Here is a 16,672-nt window from a genome sequence, read left to right as displayed (position 1 = left end):
TGCACCATCTGTAATTTTTGCATTCAGATGGAGAAACGGGTGACGAGCCGGTTCAGATCGACGGCCAAGCGTGACAGCTCCTGACTTGCGCCGGCGGTCTGGGCCGCTGACGACGCCCCCTGTAGCGAAAGGTCTCTGATGCTGACCAGATTTTCGTCGACGGCTCTGGCGACCTGTGCCTGTTGCTCCGAGGCAGCCGCAATCATCAGATTTCGCTCGTTTATATCGACGATGGCGGCGGTGATATCACGAATGGCGGTTCCAGCTTCATGGGCAGAGCTGAGCGTGGCCTGAGCCTCTTCGCTACTGCGTCGCATCGACTGTACCGCGCTGCCGGAGTCCTTCTGGATGTCCTGAATCATCCTTTCGATTTCTTGTGTCGAGGTTTGCGTGCGATGGGCCAGAGCACGCACCTCATCTGCAACGACGGCAAATCCGCGTCCCTGCTCTCCCGCCCTGGCGGCCTCGATCGCAGCATTGAGTGCAAGTAGGTTGGTCTGTTCGGCAATAGAGCCAATCACATCCAGCACCCTGGCGATGCTTTGGGTCTTGGCCGCAAGACCTTCCACTTCAGCGCAGGTTTGCTGGATGCTTGAGTTCAGCTTTTCGATCGACGTGACAGTGTGACTGACGCGCCCCTGCCCTGTGACGGCAGAGCGCTCGGACATTTGGGTGGACTGCGAAGCTGACGAAGCGTTGCGTGCAACCTCCTCTACGGCTGCGGTCATCTGGTTGACAGCGGTCGCAGCCATTTCAGTTTCCTGATTCTGGCGCTGCGCACCCAAGGTGCTTTGCTGAGTAATTGCCCCCATTTCTTCCGCCGCCGAGGCCAATTGCCCAGATGCATTAGCAATGTGCTCAATCGTCTGACGCAAACTTGTGCGCATTTTGTCGGTAGCACTCTGTAACTCCGTCAACTCATCCGAACCACTGGTCGCGATGGCAGTTCCCAGATTGCCCTCTGCGATATCCCGCGTGGCACGCAAGAGTGTCACAACAGGATTAACCACGCTTCGAGTAAACATGATCGCTACAACGATGGTCAGTAGCACTGCCAGGACAATTAGCGTCGTGACAACAAAGCGCCCAGTCTGATAATCACGATCGGCGCCTTCACTAGAGGTATCTGCGCCTTTCTCATTGATCTTGATCAGCGCCTCAATAGCGTCTTGCATTATAAGAGCAGAGGGTTTGGTAACATCGCGAATATAATGGGAAAGTTCAGATTCGCTTGCTGTTCTGCTCATTTCAACAAGACGATCAGTCACCCTTTCATATTGAGTAATCGCCACCTTGATCTGATCATAGATGGCTCGTTCTTCCTGGCTGGATACAAGGGGGGCATAGGCATCCGCTTCGACCTGCAGTTTTTCCCTAGCCTGATTCAGCTTCTGAATGGATTCACTGCCCATTCGATCATCGTCCATGACGAAACGTCTAGCGTCCAGGCGATATAACAACCCGGCCATTTCAATCTTTCCTGCCTGGCGGACGCTCGGTAGCCAGTTATTTCTCAATTCAGAGACGGCCTCCACAATACCGTGCATCTGATACAGTGCTGCACCTCCAAGTATGACCAGCAAAGAGCAGATCAACCCAAAAGCCAGTAATGCTCTAGTGGTTAATTTCAGTTTTCTCAACATCATGATTATCTACTCCGGACTACTAACCATCAGAATAGTGTCTCTTGGCCATCATTTTTCCCACACCATCGTGAAAAAAACATGAAAAATCCAATCACTTTTTGAAAAAACTGCTCACAACTACCGAGCACCCTTTTAATAAGCAAGCTCACTATTGATCTGGATCAACTAAATAAGTGCGCTCATCTTTTTTTTTGCTGGCCGGCATGACTACCAACGCAGAGTCTGAAGAAAAAAAACAGAAAAATCAGATATCAAGGTGATAGCATCACTGCATTACCTGGTGCAGTGTCATTATTCTGAACAGGGCGCAGCGCGCAAATCGTTTAAATGCAAATGATTCGCGCCTAGTGCACGCATGGAGCGATTGTCCAGATGCAGTCCGAAACACGATTGCACCTGATCTTTCCAGACTGGCAACGTTGAACACTATGCGCAAACTCTCCGCACCTGCTCTGAACCTGGGTAACCTAATACTGACCTTGACGCTCTCAGCCGTCCTGGTTACGCTGGGTAATAGCTTGTTGGTGGCGTTCAATGTCTACCGGGATATTTTGATTCACAACACATTGTCGTCCAATGCACTTTACGCCACGAAAGTGGCCAGAGACATACGCGACACGCTGGACGCAGATCTCAGCAAGATCCGCTACAGCAGCACGGTTCTCGCCCGCCAGCCCGATCGCACAACCGAGGAGTTACAGCGCCTGCTGTTTCAAGACAGCAGTTTCACAAGTCTTGTGATCGCTAATGCCGCAGGTGAAGTCACCGCAACACTTCCCGACAAGCCAGAGCTCAAAGGAAAGGTCCTGCACTCTTGGGAGCCAGCCATGCTCACCGGTACAAGAGTCAGCTCAGCCTTCATGTCGCTGTCCGGCAACCTGGTGATCTTCATATCCAGCCCCATCTTCAATGCCGAGGAAAAAAGCATCGGCGTCATAGGCGGTACGCTTCATCTGCGCGCCGACAATTCGTTGGCCGACATCGTCGGCAACCACAGTTTTCGCAACGGCACTCAAATTTCGTTGGTGGACGGAGCCGGCACTTACATTGCCCATTCAGATCCCGCCATGCTGGGCCTAAAACTGCAAGACAACGCCCTGTTGGTGGCCATGAGCGATGCCAATGGCGGATCGCTGCTGAGCCGAAACGATAACGGTAGCGAGGCACTCGTTGGCTTCACGCTCGTTCCGGGCACACACTGGTGGGCCATCACCCGCCAACCACTCGAAATGGCCGACACGATGGTTTACGAGCTGATTCGAGCCATGGCCTGGCACACACTGCCGTTGGGTGCCGTAGGGCTGGTACTGATTTTCTGGGGCGTAGCTCGCATCAGTCGCCCGCTTCGCCAACTGGCCACAGGTGCAAAACAACTGAGCGAGCATTCCGTGTCCAGTACGGTCAACAACGTTGATGCATGGTACGTAGAGGCATGGAGAATCAAAAGAGCCTTGCTGGTCGGCATCAGCCTTGTACAGGAAAAGCTGGGAGCACTGGACGAACAGGCCCATCGAGATGCGTTGACCGGACTCGCCAACAGGCGAGCGATGGATCAAACACTTGAAGATCTTGTTGCACAAGAGACCCCGTTTTCCGTGATTGCCGCCGACATCGACCACTTTAAAAAGGTCAACGACACCCTTGGTCATGAAGCGGGTGACAAGGTATTGGCACAAGTCGCCAACTTGCTGCTGATGCACTCGAGAAACACCGACTTGGCGTGCCGTTCAGGTGGCGAGGAATTTCTCATTCTGCTGCCGAGAACAACGCTGGATGCAGCCGCAGGTATCGCCGAACGCATTCGCCTGGCTGTTCAAAATGAAGCATTCCAGAACACCGGCCAGATCACCATTTCCATCGGTGTGGCGCATTGGCAACCCCGTGGTGAGACCACCCCTTCGCAATTGTTGAAGAGAGCGGACGCGCTGCTCTACGCCGCTAAACAAGACGGGAGAAACCGCGTTGTTGTCGACATGGCCAATACCGCCGTCGCTTGACACCCGCCTGGCAGGCCCTTGGCATTCCCCTGAACAGATTGTTGCGTCACAAGGAGAGAGGAGCACTCAACGTATGCTCTACATCACTCTTATCAATGCCCTGATCATTACTACCGCTGTCATCGTCCACTACGAATGCCTGCTGCGGCTGAACATGCTGATGCCCCGGCTGAGCATATGGCATCGCTTCAGAATGGTCTTCGGTGTATTGGGTGCCCTGCTCGCTCATGCCATTGAGGTGTAGATTTTTGCGCTGGGTTACTACCTGATGAACGCGTCGGACAGCATGGGCAAGCTAACAGGCAACTACGACGGTAGCCTTCTGGATTCCATCTATTTTTCTTTCACCACCTTCACGACAATTGGTTTCGGGGACATCACCCCCATTGGCCCACTTAAATTCCTGACCGGGCTGGAAGCCTTGACCGGGCTTGTTCTCATCACCTGGACAGCATCGTTTCTGTTCATCGAGATGCAAAAATACTGGAAAAAATGAAGGCGCCGTCTCGTCAGCTGACGCCTGCGTTGCTCGCTGTTTGCTGGTTTATTCGCACTAAGACTCCATGGCTGCCTACCCGCAATGCGCCATCGGATTACAATATCCAAAAAGGGAGCCCACGATGTCGCCAGCCAATCCTCCTCGCCGCACGAACAAGAGCCAGACGAGTAAACCCGCAACATATCCCGATGTGGAACGCTTGGTAGCGGACGGAGACCTGCTCAAATGCGGGCCCGGCTACAGCGCTCAAACCGAAGCCGGTTTTCAGGCAATCAGCCCGTACATTGTTGGTCTGAGCATCGGTAGAAACGGCAAACCGACCATTTACCGCCTGGCACGCCGTACGTTGTGATGCAATTGGGCGCGCCGGCTCCACGCCTTATCGAGGCAGCATCCGTCTAAGCGTGTTATCGCGTACGTAGTAGTGATGAAAAAGACCCGCCGCCGCATGCAGGCCAATCAGCCAGTAGCCCAGACTGCCCCCCCACTCATGCCAACCTTTGATTTGCTTGGCCAGCGCGGGATCGAGAGGAACAGGGGCTGGGATGAAAAACTCGAAGTACGGTATCGGCTTTCCTCCTGCGGCGAGCATCAGCCACGCCAGGATCGGTGTGACGATCATCAGCAGATACAGCAGCCCATGCATCACGTGAGAAAACCCGATCTGCCAGGCTGGCGGTTGCGGGCTGATCGCGGGTGCCTTGTGCATCAGCCTGCCAAGCAGGCGAAACCAGACCAGCACGAAGATGGCGATACCAAACAGACCGTGAAAACCCAAGGCAGCCGAGCGCAAGCCGCTGCCACGAGGTGCCAGTCCTTTGAGTTCGATGCAGGCGTATACGCCCACAAACAGCGCCAGCATTAACCAATGGAGATAAATCGAAAGCGTTGCGTAACGAGGTGATGTGAACGTCATGTCAGTCTCGCTTCAGTAACAGTGAATGGGACATACCTGGAAGGCGAGTGGAATGTGCCGCAGCTGTCTTAAGGAAGTCTGAAGACAGCTGTCGAGCCCTCGTGTTTTTTGCAACTTCAGACTTCCTTAAGAATCGACGCCGATACTCCCCACCATTCACCACTGGGGAGGAGCCTCACCCATGCCGGGTCTGGACTGGAACATTTGTTTGCCGTTGCGCTTTGGAGCTACCGAAGCCCCCACCCTGTCACTCCACCGCGCCTTGGCTCAGGAGCCATTGCGCCATGATTTCGAAGCATTCATTCAGCAGCGCTTTCGCAATGCCCACAACGCCGAGATCCACCAATTCATGCCAGAACTGTTCGGCATGAGCGATGAAACTGGCAACCTGTGTGCCGTGGCCGGTGTACGTCCGGCAGCCTCCGGTGCCTTGTTTCTGGAGCACTATCTGGACGAGCCGATCGAGCGTGCCATCGAAGCTCATGCTGCACGACCGGTCGGTCGCGAGGGCATTGTTGAAGTCGGCAATCTGGCTGCGAGCAACCTGGGCAGTGCCCGCTTGAGCATCATTACCATTACCTGGCTGCTGGCAATGGGCGGGCTGGAATGGGTGACCTTCACCGGCAATGCCGGTCTGGTGAACAGTTTCAATCGCCTGGGCCTGCGGCCAGTTACCTTGTGCGCCGCCGATCCGATGCGACTGGGTGACGACCGACATGCCTGGGGCAATTATTACGACACCCAACCCAGCGTGCATGTTGGCGATATACGTTCCGGTTTCCTGCACCTGAGCCAAAGCGGCGTGTTCCAGCGATTCGGTTTGCCACTGACATGGGAGCGCCCCTGCCATGTCGCATGAACGGATCGCGTTTCGTCGACGAATTGCTGATCTGGCGATTGAGCAACCCCACGCCTACGCGCTGTGGGGCGACGATCTCAAGCTCGATTACGCCGAACTGGATGCCGAAATTCGTCTGCGCCAGCACAGGCTCCGGCGTCTCGGTGCCCAGGTCGTTGCAATTGCGCTGGAAAACGGGCCTGACCTGTTGATCTGGGATCTGGCTATTCTCTTCGAGGGACTTGCCTGTCTCGCTCTGCCGCCATTCTTCACAGCGGCTCAGCGTCTTCATTGCCTGGAACACAGCCAGGCGGATCTGGTGATTGCCGGTGCCGAGCATGCAGATGCGCTTGGACAAGCCGGTTTTTCAGAACACGAAGGTTTCTGGATTCGGCCTGCGCGGCGGCCCTCTCCGCTCCCTGCGGGCACCGCGAAGCTGACCTTCACTTCAGGCACCACCGGCACGCCGAAGGGCGTCTGCCTGAGCGCCGACAGCGTGCTGTCCGTTGCGCGAGAACTGCACCATGCCAGCGAGTCCCAGCAACCTCGTCACCACCTTTCGCTGTTGCCGCTGGCGATATTGCTGGAAAACATCGGTTGCTACGCCGCGCTGTATGCTGGCGCCATGGTCAGTCTGCCCAGCCAGAAGGCGTTGGGTATTCAGGGTGCCAGTGGCGTGGATCTGCCTCGATTGCTTTCAACCCTCAGACTTCGAACCCCGCACAGCATGATTCTGGTGCCGCAGTTGCTATTGCTGCTGGTGAAAGCGGGTGAGATCGGGGCGTTCAACAGCAGTCAGTTACGCTTCGTCGCCGTCGGTGGCGCAAGAGTCAGCCACGAGCTGTTACTGCGCGCCGAAGCAGTGGGTATTCCGGTTTATGAAGGCTACGGGCTCTCGGAATGCGCCTCGGTGGTCGCGCTGAATCGTCCCGATGCTCATCACCCCGGCAGTGTCGGCAAGCCGCTACCGCACGTTCAAATCCGGCTGGCAGAAGACGGTGAGGTACTGGTGGCCGGCTCCGGCATGCTGGGCTATCTCGGCGAACCGGGGCCCGTACCTGAATGGTGGCCCACCGGCGACCTGGGCGAGTTCGATGCCCAGGGTTATCTCTACCTGCATGGCCGCAAGAAACATCAGTTCGTCACCAGTTTTGGACGCAACGTCAACCCTGAGTGGGTGGAGGCCGAACTGACCCAGCTCGGCTTGATAGGCCAGGCATTCGTCTACGGCGAAGCGATGGCCCACAACCACGCGCTGATTTGGCCGCTGCGCCCGGAAATCACCGACCTGCAAATTGCTGAGGCGGTTGCACAGGCCAATCGAGCACTGCCTGATTACGCCCGCGTGCATGGCTGGTCGCGCCTTGAGCAGCCCTTCACGACAGGCAACGGCATGGCCACGGCCAACGGACGACCCAGGCGAGAGGCCATTCTCGCTCACTACCGCCATCACTTCATCGAACCCTCTCGAATGGAGGATCTGTACCCATGAGTTTTTTCGAGACGCTACAAGACGCAACCCGTACCGAGCGTGAGACGCTGTTCAATCTGCCGGTCATTCATCAGGCGCTGTTCGGCCAGGTGACGCAGGAGAGCTATCAAGCGTTCCTGACCCAAGCCTATTACCACGTCCGGCACACCGTGCCGTTGATGATGGCTTGCGGCGCCCGACTGCCTTCGCGGCTTGAATGGCTGCGTGGCGCGGTATGCGAGTACATCGAGGATGAATACGGTCATGAGCAATGGATCCTCAACGACCTGAGGGCTTGTGGAGCTGATGCGGAAGCGGTACGCGACGGCGCACCGGGCATGCCCATTGAATTGATGGTCGCCTATCTCTATGACCTGATCGCCCGTGGCAATCCAGTCGGTCTGTTCGGCATGGTGAATGTGCTCGAAGGCACCAGCATTGCTTTGGCAACTCACGCAGCGGGCAGCATCCAGCAACGTCTCGGGCTTCCCGCAACCGCGTTCAGCTACCTCAGCTCCCACGGCAGTCTGGACGTCGGGCACATGGATACCTACCGAAAATTGATGGATCGCCTCGAAGATCCGGACGATCAGGCGGCGGTGATCAAGGCTTCCAGGGTCGTGTACGCGCTGTACACCGAGATGTTCCGGCAATTGCCTGCCACTGAGCTTGTGCCACAGAAGGAAACCGCTCATGCGTCTGTCTGAAGCCCGTGTCGTATTGACCGGAGCCAGCGGCGGGATCGGCATGGCCATCGCCGAAGCCCTGTGCAGTCAGGGCTCTGAGGTGTTGGCAGTGTCCAGACACCAGGAACCTCTGATTCCCTTGCTCAAGGAATACCCGCACCTGCTGCATTGGGTCAAAGCCGACCTGACCACTTACGAAGGCCGCCAGCAGGTTCTGATGACTGCTCAATCCATGGAGGGCATCAACCTGCTGATCAATGCCGCAGGGGTCAACCATTTCGCCATGTTGGAACAACTGCCAGGGCAGGAAATCGACGCCATGCTCAACATCAACCTGCATGCGCCCATCCAACTCACCGGACTCATGCTACCCGAATTGCGCAAAGCCAAGAGCGCGATGGTGGTCAATGTCGGCTCAACCTTCGGCTCGATCGGCTATGCCGGGTACGCAGCCTATTGCGCCAGCAAATTTGCCCTGCGTGGCTTTTCCGAGGCTTTGCGAAGAGAGTTGGCGGACACACGGGTTGGCGTGTTGTACGTGGCGCCACGGGCGACGCGTACCGCGATGAATAGCCCAGCAGCACGCGCCCTGAATACCGCCCTCAAGAGCAACGAGGACGATCCGGGGACGGTGGCGGCTGCCGTTATCAGCGCTATTGTCGGCAATCAGCGCGAGTTGTATCTGGGTTGGCCGGAGCGCTTTTTCGTTCGTCTCAATGGTTTGCTGCCCGCGGTGGTCGATCGCTCACTGCGCAAACACCTGCCGCTCATTCGTCGTCTGAGCAACACGCCTTTCGAAGAGAAACACAAGCCATGAAAACACTCCTGATCACGCTGCTCGGCCTGCTCGCTTTGCCAGTATGGGCACTGGATGCGCCCGACCAGCAACGCCTGGCTTCGATCCAGCAAGAATGGGCACACATCCAGTACGAGGTGCCTGAAGGCCAGCGCGTCGCGGCCTTTGAAACGCTGGCTGCAAAATCGTCGGCATTCACACGCGAGCGCCCCAAAGTGGCCGAAGCCTGGATCTGGTCAGGCATCGTCACCAGCAGTTGGGCCGGGGCGCAAGGTGGCTTGGGCGCATTGAGCAAGGTCAAGCAGGCCAAGGCTGATCTGGAAAAGGCGCTGTCCCTTGATCCCGTCGCTCTGCAGGGCTCCGCTTACGCCAGTCTTGCGGCACTGTACGACCGGGTACCCGGCTGGCCTATCGGTTTTGGCGATTCGGACAAAGCGCAAGGCTTGCTGGAGCAAGCCTTGAAGATCAACCCGGATGGCATAGATCCGCTTTACTTCTGGGGCGATCATCTGTTTCGCCAAGGGCATTATGCTCAAGCCAAGGCGGCACTGGATAAAGCCCTGCAAGCCGCGCCGCGTCCCGGCCGTGAGCTGGCCGACAGTGGGCGACGTAAGGACATTGAGCTGCTGCTGACCGACGTGAACAAGAAACTGAAATAACGGAGCTGGCATGCGTCTGCTGTTGATCGAAGATGATGTTGCGCTGGGCGAAGGGATTCACCAGGCCCTGAATCGAGAGGGCTATACCGTCGATTGGGTAAAAGATGGCAACAGCGGGCTGCATGCGTTGCTGAGTGAAGGATTCGATCTGGCGATACTCGATCTGGGTTTACCCAAACTGGACGGACTGGTTGTCCTGCGACGCTTGCGTGAGACAGGTTCCGCCCTGCCGGTGCTGATATTGACCGCCCGCGATGCCACCGAGGATCGTATTGCAGGACTTGACGCGGGGGCTGACGATTATCTGGTCAAACCCTTCGACCTCAACGAACTCAAGGCACGCCTGCGTGCCTTGCTGCGGCGCAGTGCTGGTCGCGCACGGGTCATGATCGAGCATGCGGGCATCTGTCTGGATCCGGCGACACAGCAGGTCACCTACAACACCGAGCCTGTGCCCCTGACCCCCAAGGAATATCAGTTGCTCTATGAATTGCTGTCTCCACCCGGTCGAGTCATGACCCGTGAACGTCTCACTCAGCTGCTTTACGGCTGGAATGATGAAGCCGAGAGCAATACGCTGGAAGTCCACATCCATCACCTGCGCAAGAAGTTCTCCAGCGACCTGATCCGCACAGTTCGGGGTGTTGGCTACTTGGTGGAGGATCGTCATTGACCTCGATTCGTCGACGCACGCTGACCTTGATCATCGGCCTTGTTCTGGTGGGCCTGACGATCCTGACGCTGGTCAATATCCACGACAGCAATCACGAAATCGCTGAAGTCTACGATGCCCAGCTCGCGACCAATGCCCGGTTGCTGCAAGGCGTGATGCGCATGCCACTGGCGCGCCAGGAGCACACCCAGCTGTACCAGGCGTTTAACCAGGCACTGGGCCAGACCGACCCTAAGGTCGATGGCCACCCTTACGAAAGCAAGATCGCCTTTCAGGTGTGGGATCTTCAAGACAATCTGTTGGTGCATACACCCAGCGCGCCAAGCCTGACTCGTGCGCCAACCTACATCGGATTCAGCGACATCAATGATCTGGGGAAACATCAGTGGCGCACCTTCGTGCTCAAGGACGAGACGCATAACCTGCTGATCTGGGTGGGCGAGCGCGATGACGTGCGCTCCGATCTGGTCAATCGCATCGTGCGCCATACCGTACTGCCCAACCTCATTGGCAGCCTGTTGCTGATGGCCGCCATCTGGCTGGCGATCGGTTTGGGCTTGAAGCCGTTAGCGGATCTGGCCGTCACGTTGCGGGGACGCAATCCAGGCTCACTGGAGCCTCTGCAACTTGCGCCATTGCCCAGCGAACTCGAACCTATGCAAGCAGCACTGAACCGGCTGCTGGGGCAGATTCAGGATGTGCTGAGCCGCGAGCGGCGTTTCATCGCCGATGCCGCCCATGAAATGCGTACGCCACTCGCAGTGCTGCGAGTCCATGCGCAGAACGTATTAGAGGCAACAAACGATGAGCAACGTCGCGAGTCGCTGAATTTTTTGATTGTCGGTGTTGATCGCACTACCCGGCTGGTCAACCAGTTACTGACGATTGCACGACTGCAGCCAGGAGAGGGCCCGCTCAAAACACATCAAGGCGACCTGGTCGTCGCCGTGCGCGAAAGCCTGGCACAGATGACGCCCTGGATTCTCAGCAAGGGACTGGAGCTGTCGTTCGACAGTAACCAGGAGAGCTACCCGCTGGAAACCGACTTTGCCGCCATCGACATTGCATTGCAAAACCTGCTGACCAATGCAGCGAATTTCTCTCCGGCTGGCGGGCAGATCAGCGTCACGCTGCTGTTGGAAGATAGGCACCTTTCCCTCAGCATCTGCGATCAGGGACCAGGCGTCGAGGAAAGCGAGCTGTGTCGTTTGTTCGAGCGTTTCTACAGTCGCGGCAACGATCAAGGTGTCGGCCTGGGCCTGACCATCGTGCAAACCGTTGCCACGCGATTGGGCGGCCGGATTCGCATGGAAAACCTAGCAGGCAGGGGGTTCAGGGCAACGTTGGAGGTGGAAGTGTAGTCACTCGGGCAATCGCCAGGATCTGCAAGAAGGTCCGATGTTGCCCAAAGTCGTTAGCCGCCACTCACAGCGCAACGGACTGAACGCTCGCCAGTATCCACCCTCCGCCCCCACATCCCACCACCACTAGCCAGGGCGGCAGCTTCCAGAACATCAGTGCCGCCAATGCCAGCACCGCCATAGCCAAGTCTTGCGGCTCGTGGATGGCCCCGGTCCATACCGGATCGTATAACGCCGCAAGAAGCAGGCCCACCACCGCTGCATTGATGCCCATGAGTGCCGCCTGCATGCGTCTGTTCTGCCGTAGCGTTTCCCAAAACGGCAGGACACCCATTACCAGCAAAAACGACGGCGCAAAGATTGCCAGCAAACCGAGCAACCCACCCGTCCAACCGCCAGCCGTTAGATTGATCGAAGCCCCCAGAAACGCCGCGAACGTGAACAATGGCCCAGGCATCGCCTGAGCAGCACCGTAGCCCGCCAGAAAAGCATCGTTGCCGACCCACCCGGTAGAAACCACTTGCGCTTGCAGCAGTGGCAGCACCACATGCCCGCCACCGAACACCAAAGAACCGACCCGGAAGAACGCATCGAACACGACCAACGCAGGTTCGGGGTACACCGTGACCAGCAGGGGCAGCCCCCCGAGCATCAGCACAAACAACATCAGCCAGGTCATCCCGGCGCTGCGTCGAAGTGCAAGGGGTAACGGTTCGCGGGGTTCATGCACAGCCGGAGTGAGGAACAACATGCCAATGGCGGCTGCCAGCGCCATGCTGAGGACTTGGCCAAAGGCCGACGACACCCAGAGCGCAACGCACGCCACCAACACCATCAGGCTGATCCGCGCCGCATCCGGGCACAGGTTGCGTGCCATACCCCATAGCGCTTGGGCAACCACCGCCACGGCCACAACCTTCAAACCATGAAGCGCTCCGACGGGAATGGCTTCACTGTAGTGTGCAATACCTTTTGCGAACAGCATCATGGCAACCGCCGAAGGCGCCGTGAACCCTGCCCACGCTGCCACTGCACCGGCATACCCGGCTCGGCACAGGCCGAGTGCGATACCGACCTGACTACTGGCCGGCCCCGGCAGAAACTGACACAGCCCCACAAGATCGGCATAACCCTGCTCGCTCAGCCATCGCCGGCGCGTGACCAACTCATCCCGGAAATACCCCAAGTGGGCGACCGGGCCACCAAACGAGGTCAGCCCCAGCCGGAGGAAAACCAGAAACACACCCCATGGATGGCGATCGATGCTGCGTGGGTCGGACACAGGCGGGTATCTCTGAAGGTTGGAGCCTCAACATAACCATGACAGCACGCCGGAAACAGACCCACTCTCAACGATGACTGTGATACTCCCGGACGTGCCCTGTCAGGGCCGCATTCACGAACGATAAATCGAATGGCGTGACAGTTATCGGCCATAAGCAGCCAGGCGCGGAGCCGTCAACAGACGATTGACACGCTACTGGATAAGGTTCTGGCGCCATATGTTCAACCTCGGCGGGCACTGAGAGCCATCGACGACCACCCTGGTCCGCTTCAGAAGTCGCCGTTCGCGATCCCAATTTCATTGCAGGCGACTGGGGGTACTTCTGGGGGTATTTTGATATTTTTTAGATCCAAAATGGCCGTGCTAGAGCGCTGTCAAAATGTTTTTTGGCGATACTTGACAGTCTTCAGTCACCGGCGGGCAGGATGTTGACCTAATCATTTCTGCCTTTCTACAAACCATGGAACTCCATTTACGTCCGGTCGATTGCTAAGTTGGGGGCACATTTGAGGGCATGCGTTGGAGGGTTTGAAAACGATGCCCCCAGCTTGTGCTCCCGCAGTTTCCTTCTCAAAAAAGCCAGACACCGCTGCTCGCAAACCGCCGTTGGTCGCTACCTAATCACCTCATTTTACCGTGCATGGCTCGATGGCGTTTTCGGAGATCAATGCTTCCTACTATCGAGTGAGGATGCGCGCAATATGGCATTCAGTCCAGGCACCAGATGCCATAGTCAGTCGCTTCCGCGCTGAACTCGAACGCATCAATTAGAACGGTACCTACTGAGCCATACAAAGCTAATGGCTTCACAGCCCTGCACATTGAGTTGGGCGGTTTACGGCCGAGAAGAGGCGCCATCTTTGCCCGTGCAGCTTTCACCATTTATCCCAGCAAGCTCCGCTTCCACGCGAATATCCATCTGATTCCGTGATCGATCAAATCACGACGCTATTCGGCCTGCTCCGCCGTGTGGTGAAGCAGCGAATTGACCTCAATAGTCAAAATCTCCAAGGAGAAGGGTTTGGTCAACAAACCTGTCGAACCACTGTGTGGAAATTTTGGAAGTACACGAGGCTCGGCATAGCCGGTCATGAACAATACCGGCAACATCGGTCTGCATTCACGCCCTGCCTTGGCCAGCTCTCGACCGTCCATTCCACCTGGCAAACCTATGTCGGTAATCAGCAGGTCGATGCGCGTGTCGGACTGCAGCAACTGGAGGCCTGCCAAACCATCTACGGCCTCAATCACCGTGTAGCCAATCCCACTCAACGCCTCACCGACGAACATGCGCACGGTTGGCTCATCATCCACGACCAATATGGTGTCAGGGGTTGCTATCGGGATAGGCGTGGACGTGTGCTGAGCATCAGGCGCTTCAAGCACTTCCTCACTAGACGGCAGCTGCAAAAATACGCGGGTACCGCTCCCCTCTTTTGATTCGATTTTCAGTTGGCCGCCTGATTGCTTGGCAAAACCATAAACCATGGACAGGCCCAATCCTGTGCCCGCCCCCACCGGCTTGGTCGTAAAAAATGGATCGACTGCTTTGGCGAGGGTTTCAGGGGGCATGCCCGCACCATCGTCGGCAACGCAGATTGTTAAAAACCTGCCAGGCTGAATATCGGACTCCGCCACCGTCTCGGGCATCAATGTCTGGTTGAACGTTGTGATAGCAATGTTGCCTGTGCCTGTCAGTGCATCGCGGGCATTGATACACAGGTTGAGCAGAGAGTTCTCTACTTGAGCGGCATCCACCACACAAACAGGCGATGCGGCTCCCAGATCGACCTTCAGATTGATTGCTGGCCCCACCGTCCGGCGAATCAGCTCCTCCATGTCCGCGATCAAGACATGCACATCCGTCTGCACCGGCATCAGGGTCTGACGACGGGAAAAAGCGAGCAACCGATGCGTTAATGAAGCGGCTCGTTGAACAGCGCCCTTGGCGACCGATACGTAGCGTTCAACCTCAGAAATCCGCCCTTGGTGCAGCCTCATCCGGATCAGATCCAGGCTACCCGCAATACCCGCCAACAAATTGTTGAAATCATGAGCAATACCCCCTGTGAGTTGCCCTATCGCTTCCATCTTCTGCGCCTGGCGTAGCGCTGCTTCCACGGCCTCTCGTTCAGCCATGGCATCGGCGATACGCGCTTCCAGATGATGGTTCAGCTCCAGGAGTGCAGCTTCCGCACTTTTTCTGGCGGTCACGTCAATAGAAGACCCGACCAATCCAACGACTGCACCTGACTCGTCCAGAAGTGGAGCTTTTGCTGACAACCAGATGACTGCCGAGCCATCAGGCATGTTGACCTGCTCTTCAATCTGCTCCGCTATTCCGCTTCGCATGATCCGCTGATCTGTCTCCATGACTTGGCGAGCCTGAGCCTTGTCCTCCAGAATTTCGAGGTCGGTTTTTCCGAGGTAGAACTCTGGTGGCTTGCCGATTAGCTGAGTTGCACCGTCATTGGCGATCAGTATCCTTCCGTAGAGATCCTTGGCATAAACAACACCTGGCACTGCCGCCGTGAAGGTTTTCAATAGCGCCATGGCTCTGTCGCGCTCTGCTTCAGCTTGCTTGCGCGATTCGATATTCATCAGCACCCCAGGAAAGCGAACGGCCTGGCGCTCCGAATTCAATTCTGCCCTACCATTGGCCTCGACCCAGCGATAGTGACCATCGTCATGGCGGACACGGTACTCACATCTGAAGGCGCCGCCGCGCGCCATGGTTTCGTTGATCTCTTGAGCTAGGCGAGCCAAGTCATCCGGGTGAACGGAAGCAAACGCTTCGGAGATGGGAATACCCGCTAGACACCTTTCCAATGGAATGTCGAAGGTATGTGAAAACCGGTCGTCTGCAGTGACGCGGTCGTTTGGAATATCCCACACCCAAGTGCCGATAATCGCCCCAGCATCCAGTGCCAGCTGAAGGCGCTCAGCAGCATCGGTTGGGCACGCCTCACTTGAGGACAATAAAGACATCTCCGCGTCTTCGGGCCGCTCAGGGCTGTTTTGATCCATCACGACCTCGACTCCTCAACAAATCAACAATCCAAACGTAGAGAGTATCAGCGTGCAGTGCCAGCAATAAGCACGGCGCTATGCTTGGGCTGTTTGCGCAAACACAGCCTGTGCTGATTTCAGCTTGAATTTCGGACTGGCCAGCGGTGATGATGCCACCAGGATCAAGAGAGAACGAGAATGCTGGATTTATCCGATGACTACAGAGCCTGTCTTAACCGGATGAAAGCATTAGCTCTAGACCGTGATGGTTTAGAAGTGTTCGTCGGTCTGTCTCGCCCAGAATCAGAGAGGTACCAATTGTTGAGCTGCCCAAAGCGAGAACCCTCGTTGAAGGAGCACATGGAGTTCCTGCAGCTTGATGGGAAGCATCTGCTCGCCCGCCGTTCGGGGTCTGCACTGATCGAACCAGACGCAAGCGACATGGGCCTCGCCGAGATGTGCCTGGCCGCTGGCGCTGATCGGGTAGGTATGTCCTAGGCTATTTGCGAAAATGCAGCGCGCCATTTCGCGGGCTTGATCGCGAGCGATGCCGCGATACCCAGATAAAAACCTATGGTCGCAAAAATGTGCCGGCCAATATCATCTTCGCTCACGTAGCCAAAATGAAGTGCAGCAAGCGATACAGCAATAGCCATCCAATAGGAGATGTTCACCAGCCACACCGCCATTGAAGGGATCAAATAGCTGAATGCACGCTTCAGTGATGTCAGCGCCGTCATCAGGATTGAGCCAACAATCACTCCCCAGCCTGTGCAGACTAACGTAAACATCAAAGCCATCACTGACATTGTCCCTCCTTTGGTAGAGCAGATTAC

14 protein-coding genes and 1 pseudogene are annotated in these 16,672 nt (G+C 56.7%); 10 read left to right on the top strand and 5 right to left on the bottom strand.

The window, feature by feature from the left end:
* Window positions 1-23: 23 nt before the first annotated feature.
* On the bottom strand, window positions 24-1,643 hold the full coding sequence (locus tag ACIPL0_RS07060) for a methyl-accepting chemotaxis protein (protein WP_400731515.1): 1,620 nt from the start codon (window positions 1,641-1,643) through the stop codon (window positions 24-26).
* Window positions 1,644-2,074: 431 nt separating this feature from the next.
* Here ACIPL0_RS07060 and ACIPL0_RS07055 point away from each other — a divergent pair, with 431 nt between their 5' ends.
* The 3 genes and pseudogenes from ACIPL0_RS07055 to ACIPL0_RS07045 all read left to right on the top strand — a co-directional run bounded on the left by ACIPL0_RS07055 (window position 2,075) and on the right by ACIPL0_RS07045 (window position 4,494).
* Window positions 2,075-3,643 carry a diguanylate cyclase gene (locus ACIPL0_RS07055; protein ID WP_400731451.1) on the top strand — a complete coding sequence of 523 codons (1,569 nt, stop codon included), beginning with the start codon at window positions 2,075-2,077 and terminating at the stop codon, window positions 3,641-3,643.
* 73 nt (window positions 3,644-3,716) lie between these two features.
* Window positions 3,717-4,139, top strand: a pseudogene (locus tag ACIPL0_RS07050) (potassium channel family protein).
* A 124-nt stretch (window positions 4,140-4,263) separates the two neighbouring features.
* Window positions 4,264-4,494: a hypothetical protein gene (locus ACIPL0_RS07045; RefSeq protein ID WP_400731450.1), complete on the top strand. Its 231-nt coding sequence runs from the start codon at window positions 4,264-4,266 to the stop codon at window positions 4,492-4,494.
* Window positions 4,495-4,521: 27 nt separating this feature from the next.
* On the opposite strand, the gene ACIPL0_RS07040 is transcribed toward ACIPL0_RS07045, so the two are convergent.
* Window positions 4,522-5,058: a cytochrome b gene (locus tag ACIPL0_RS07040; RefSeq protein WP_400731449.1), complete on the bottom strand. Its 537-nt coding sequence runs from the start codon at window positions 5,056-5,058 to the stop codon at window positions 4,522-4,524.
* A gap of 181 nt (window positions 5,059-5,239) precedes the next feature.
* Between ACIPL0_RS07040 and ACIPL0_RS07035 the strand changes: the two genes are divergently transcribed.
* Genes ACIPL0_RS07035 through ACIPL0_RS07005 form a run of 7 tightly spaced genes read left to right on the top strand, consistent with a single transcriptional unit; the run spans window position 5,240 to window position 11,542 of the window.
* Window positions 5,240-5,917: a thermostable hemolysin gene (locus tag ACIPL0_RS07035; protein ID WP_400731448.1), complete on the top strand. Its 678-nt coding sequence runs from the start codon at window positions 5,240-5,242 to the stop codon at window positions 5,915-5,917.
* Window positions 5,907-7,388 carry an AMP-binding protein gene (locus ACIPL0_RS07030; RefSeq protein WP_400731447.1) on the top strand — a complete coding sequence of 494 codons (1,482 nt, stop codon included), beginning with the start codon at window positions 5,907-5,909 and terminating at the stop codon, window positions 7,386-7,388. Before ACIPL0_RS07035 ends, ACIPL0_RS07030 begins: the two co-directional genes overlap by 11 nt.
* Window positions 7,385-8,074: a TenA family transcriptional regulator gene (locus ACIPL0_RS07025; RefSeq protein WP_400731446.1), complete on the top strand. Its 690-nt coding sequence runs from the start codon at window positions 7,385-7,387 to the stop codon at window positions 8,072-8,074. The genes ACIPL0_RS07030 and ACIPL0_RS07025 overlap by 4 nt, the downstream gene beginning before the upstream one ends.
* A complete protein-coding gene (locus ACIPL0_RS07020) occupies window positions 8,061-8,870 on the top strand; it encodes an SDR family oxidoreductase (protein ID WP_400731445.1) in 810 nt (269 codons plus the stop codon). The genes ACIPL0_RS07025 and ACIPL0_RS07020 overlap by 14 nt, the downstream gene beginning before the upstream one ends.
* Window positions 8,867-9,508 carry a tetratricopeptide repeat protein gene (locus ACIPL0_RS07015; protein ID WP_400731444.1) on the top strand — a complete coding sequence of 214 codons (642 nt, stop codon included), beginning with the start codon at window positions 8,867-8,869 and terminating at the stop codon, window positions 9,506-9,508. The genes ACIPL0_RS07020 and ACIPL0_RS07015 overlap by 4 nt, the downstream gene beginning before the upstream one ends.
* Window positions 9,509-9,518: 10 nt before the next feature.
* Window positions 9,519-10,181 (top strand): response regulator, encoded by a 663-nt coding sequence (locus ACIPL0_RS07010; protein ID WP_400731443.1) that lies wholly within the window; start codon window positions 9,519-9,521, stop codon window positions 10,179-10,181.
* A complete protein-coding gene (locus ACIPL0_RS07005; RefSeq protein WP_400731442.1) occupies window positions 10,178-11,542 on the top strand; it encodes an ATP-binding protein in 1,365 nt (454 codons plus the stop codon). The genes ACIPL0_RS07010 and ACIPL0_RS07005 overlap by 4 nt, the downstream gene beginning before the upstream one ends.
* Before the next feature lie 64 nt (window positions 11,543-11,606).
* Here ACIPL0_RS07005 and chrA read toward each other — a convergent pair whose 3' ends face one another.
* From chrA to ACIPL0_RS06990, 3 genes are all read right to left on the bottom strand, one after another.
* A complete protein-coding gene (gene chrA / locus ACIPL0_RS07000; RefSeq protein WP_400731441.1) occupies window positions 11,607-12,824 on the bottom strand; it encodes a chromate efflux transporter in 1,218 nt (405 codons plus the stop codon).
* A gap of 951 nt (window positions 12,825-13,775) precedes the next feature.
* Window positions 13,776-15,854 (bottom strand): PAS domain-containing protein, encoded by a 2,079-nt coding sequence (locus ACIPL0_RS06995; RefSeq protein ID WP_400731514.1) that lies wholly within the window; start codon window positions 15,852-15,854, stop codon window positions 13,776-13,778.
* 476 nt (window positions 15,855-16,330) lie between these two features.
* Window positions 16,331-16,645: a hypothetical protein gene (locus tag ACIPL0_RS06990; RefSeq protein WP_400731440.1), complete on the bottom strand. Its 315-nt coding sequence runs from the start codon at window positions 16,643-16,645 to the stop codon at window positions 16,331-16,333.
* Window positions 16,646-16,672: the final 27 nt, after the last annotated feature.

Origin of the sequence: Pseudomonas sp. NPDC090208 (assembly GCF_044746785.1) — a bacterium.
In the GTDB taxonomy this organism is placed as follows: Bacteria; Pseudomonadota; Gammaproteobacteria; order Pseudomonadales; family Pseudomonadaceae; genus Aquipseudomonas.
The sequence above is the reverse complement of the archived record's forward strand: the minus strand, read 5'-3'. Positions and strand labels throughout refer to the sequence as shown.

Coding starts and splice junctions, on each gene's coding strand:
- ACIPL0_RS07040 (WP_400731449.1), bottom strand. CDS start 5,058: ATGACGTTCACATCACCTCGTTACGCAACGCTTTCGATTTATCTCCAT.
- ACIPL0_RS07010 (WP_400731443.1), top strand. CDS start 9,519: ATGCGTCTGCTGTTGATCGAAGATGATGTTGCGCTGGGCGAAGGGATT.
- ACIPL0_RS06990 (WP_400731440.1), bottom strand. CDS start 16,645: ATGTCAGTGATGGCTTTGATGTTTACGTTAGTCTGCACAGGCTGGGGA.
- ACIPL0_RS07025 (WP_400731446.1), top strand. CDS start 7,385: ATGAGTTTTTTCGAGACGCTACAAGACGCAACCCGTACCGAGCGTGAG.
- ACIPL0_RS07045 (WP_400731450.1), top strand. CDS start 4,264: ATGTCGCCAGCCAATCCTCCTCGCCGCACGAACAAGAGCCAGACGAGT.
- ACIPL0_RS07015 (WP_400731444.1), top strand. CDS start 8,867: ATGAAAACACTCCTGATCACGCTGCTCGGCCTGCTCGCTTTGCCAGTA.
- ACIPL0_RS07020 (WP_400731445.1), top strand. CDS start 8,061: ATGCGTCTGTCTGAAGCCCGTGTCGTATTGACCGGAGCCAGCGGCGGG.
- ACIPL0_RS07035 (WP_400731448.1), top strand. CDS start 5,240: ATGCCGGGTCTGGACTGGAACATTTGTTTGCCGTTGCGCTTTGGAGCT.
- ACIPL0_RS06995 (WP_400731514.1), bottom strand. CDS start 15,854: ATGGATCAAAACAGCCCTGAGCGGCCCGAAGACGCGGAGATGTCTTTA.
- ACIPL0_RS07030 (WP_400731447.1), top strand. CDS start 5,907: ATGTCGCATGAACGGATCGCGTTTCGTCGACGAATTGCTGATCTGGCG.
- ACIPL0_RS07055 (WP_400731451.1), top strand. CDS start 2,075: ATGCGCAAACTCTCCGCACCTGCTCTGAACCTGGGTAACCTAATACTG.
- ACIPL0_RS07060 (WP_400731515.1), bottom strand. CDS start 1,643: ATGTTGAGAAAACTGAAATTAACCACTAGAGCATTACTGGCTTTTGGG.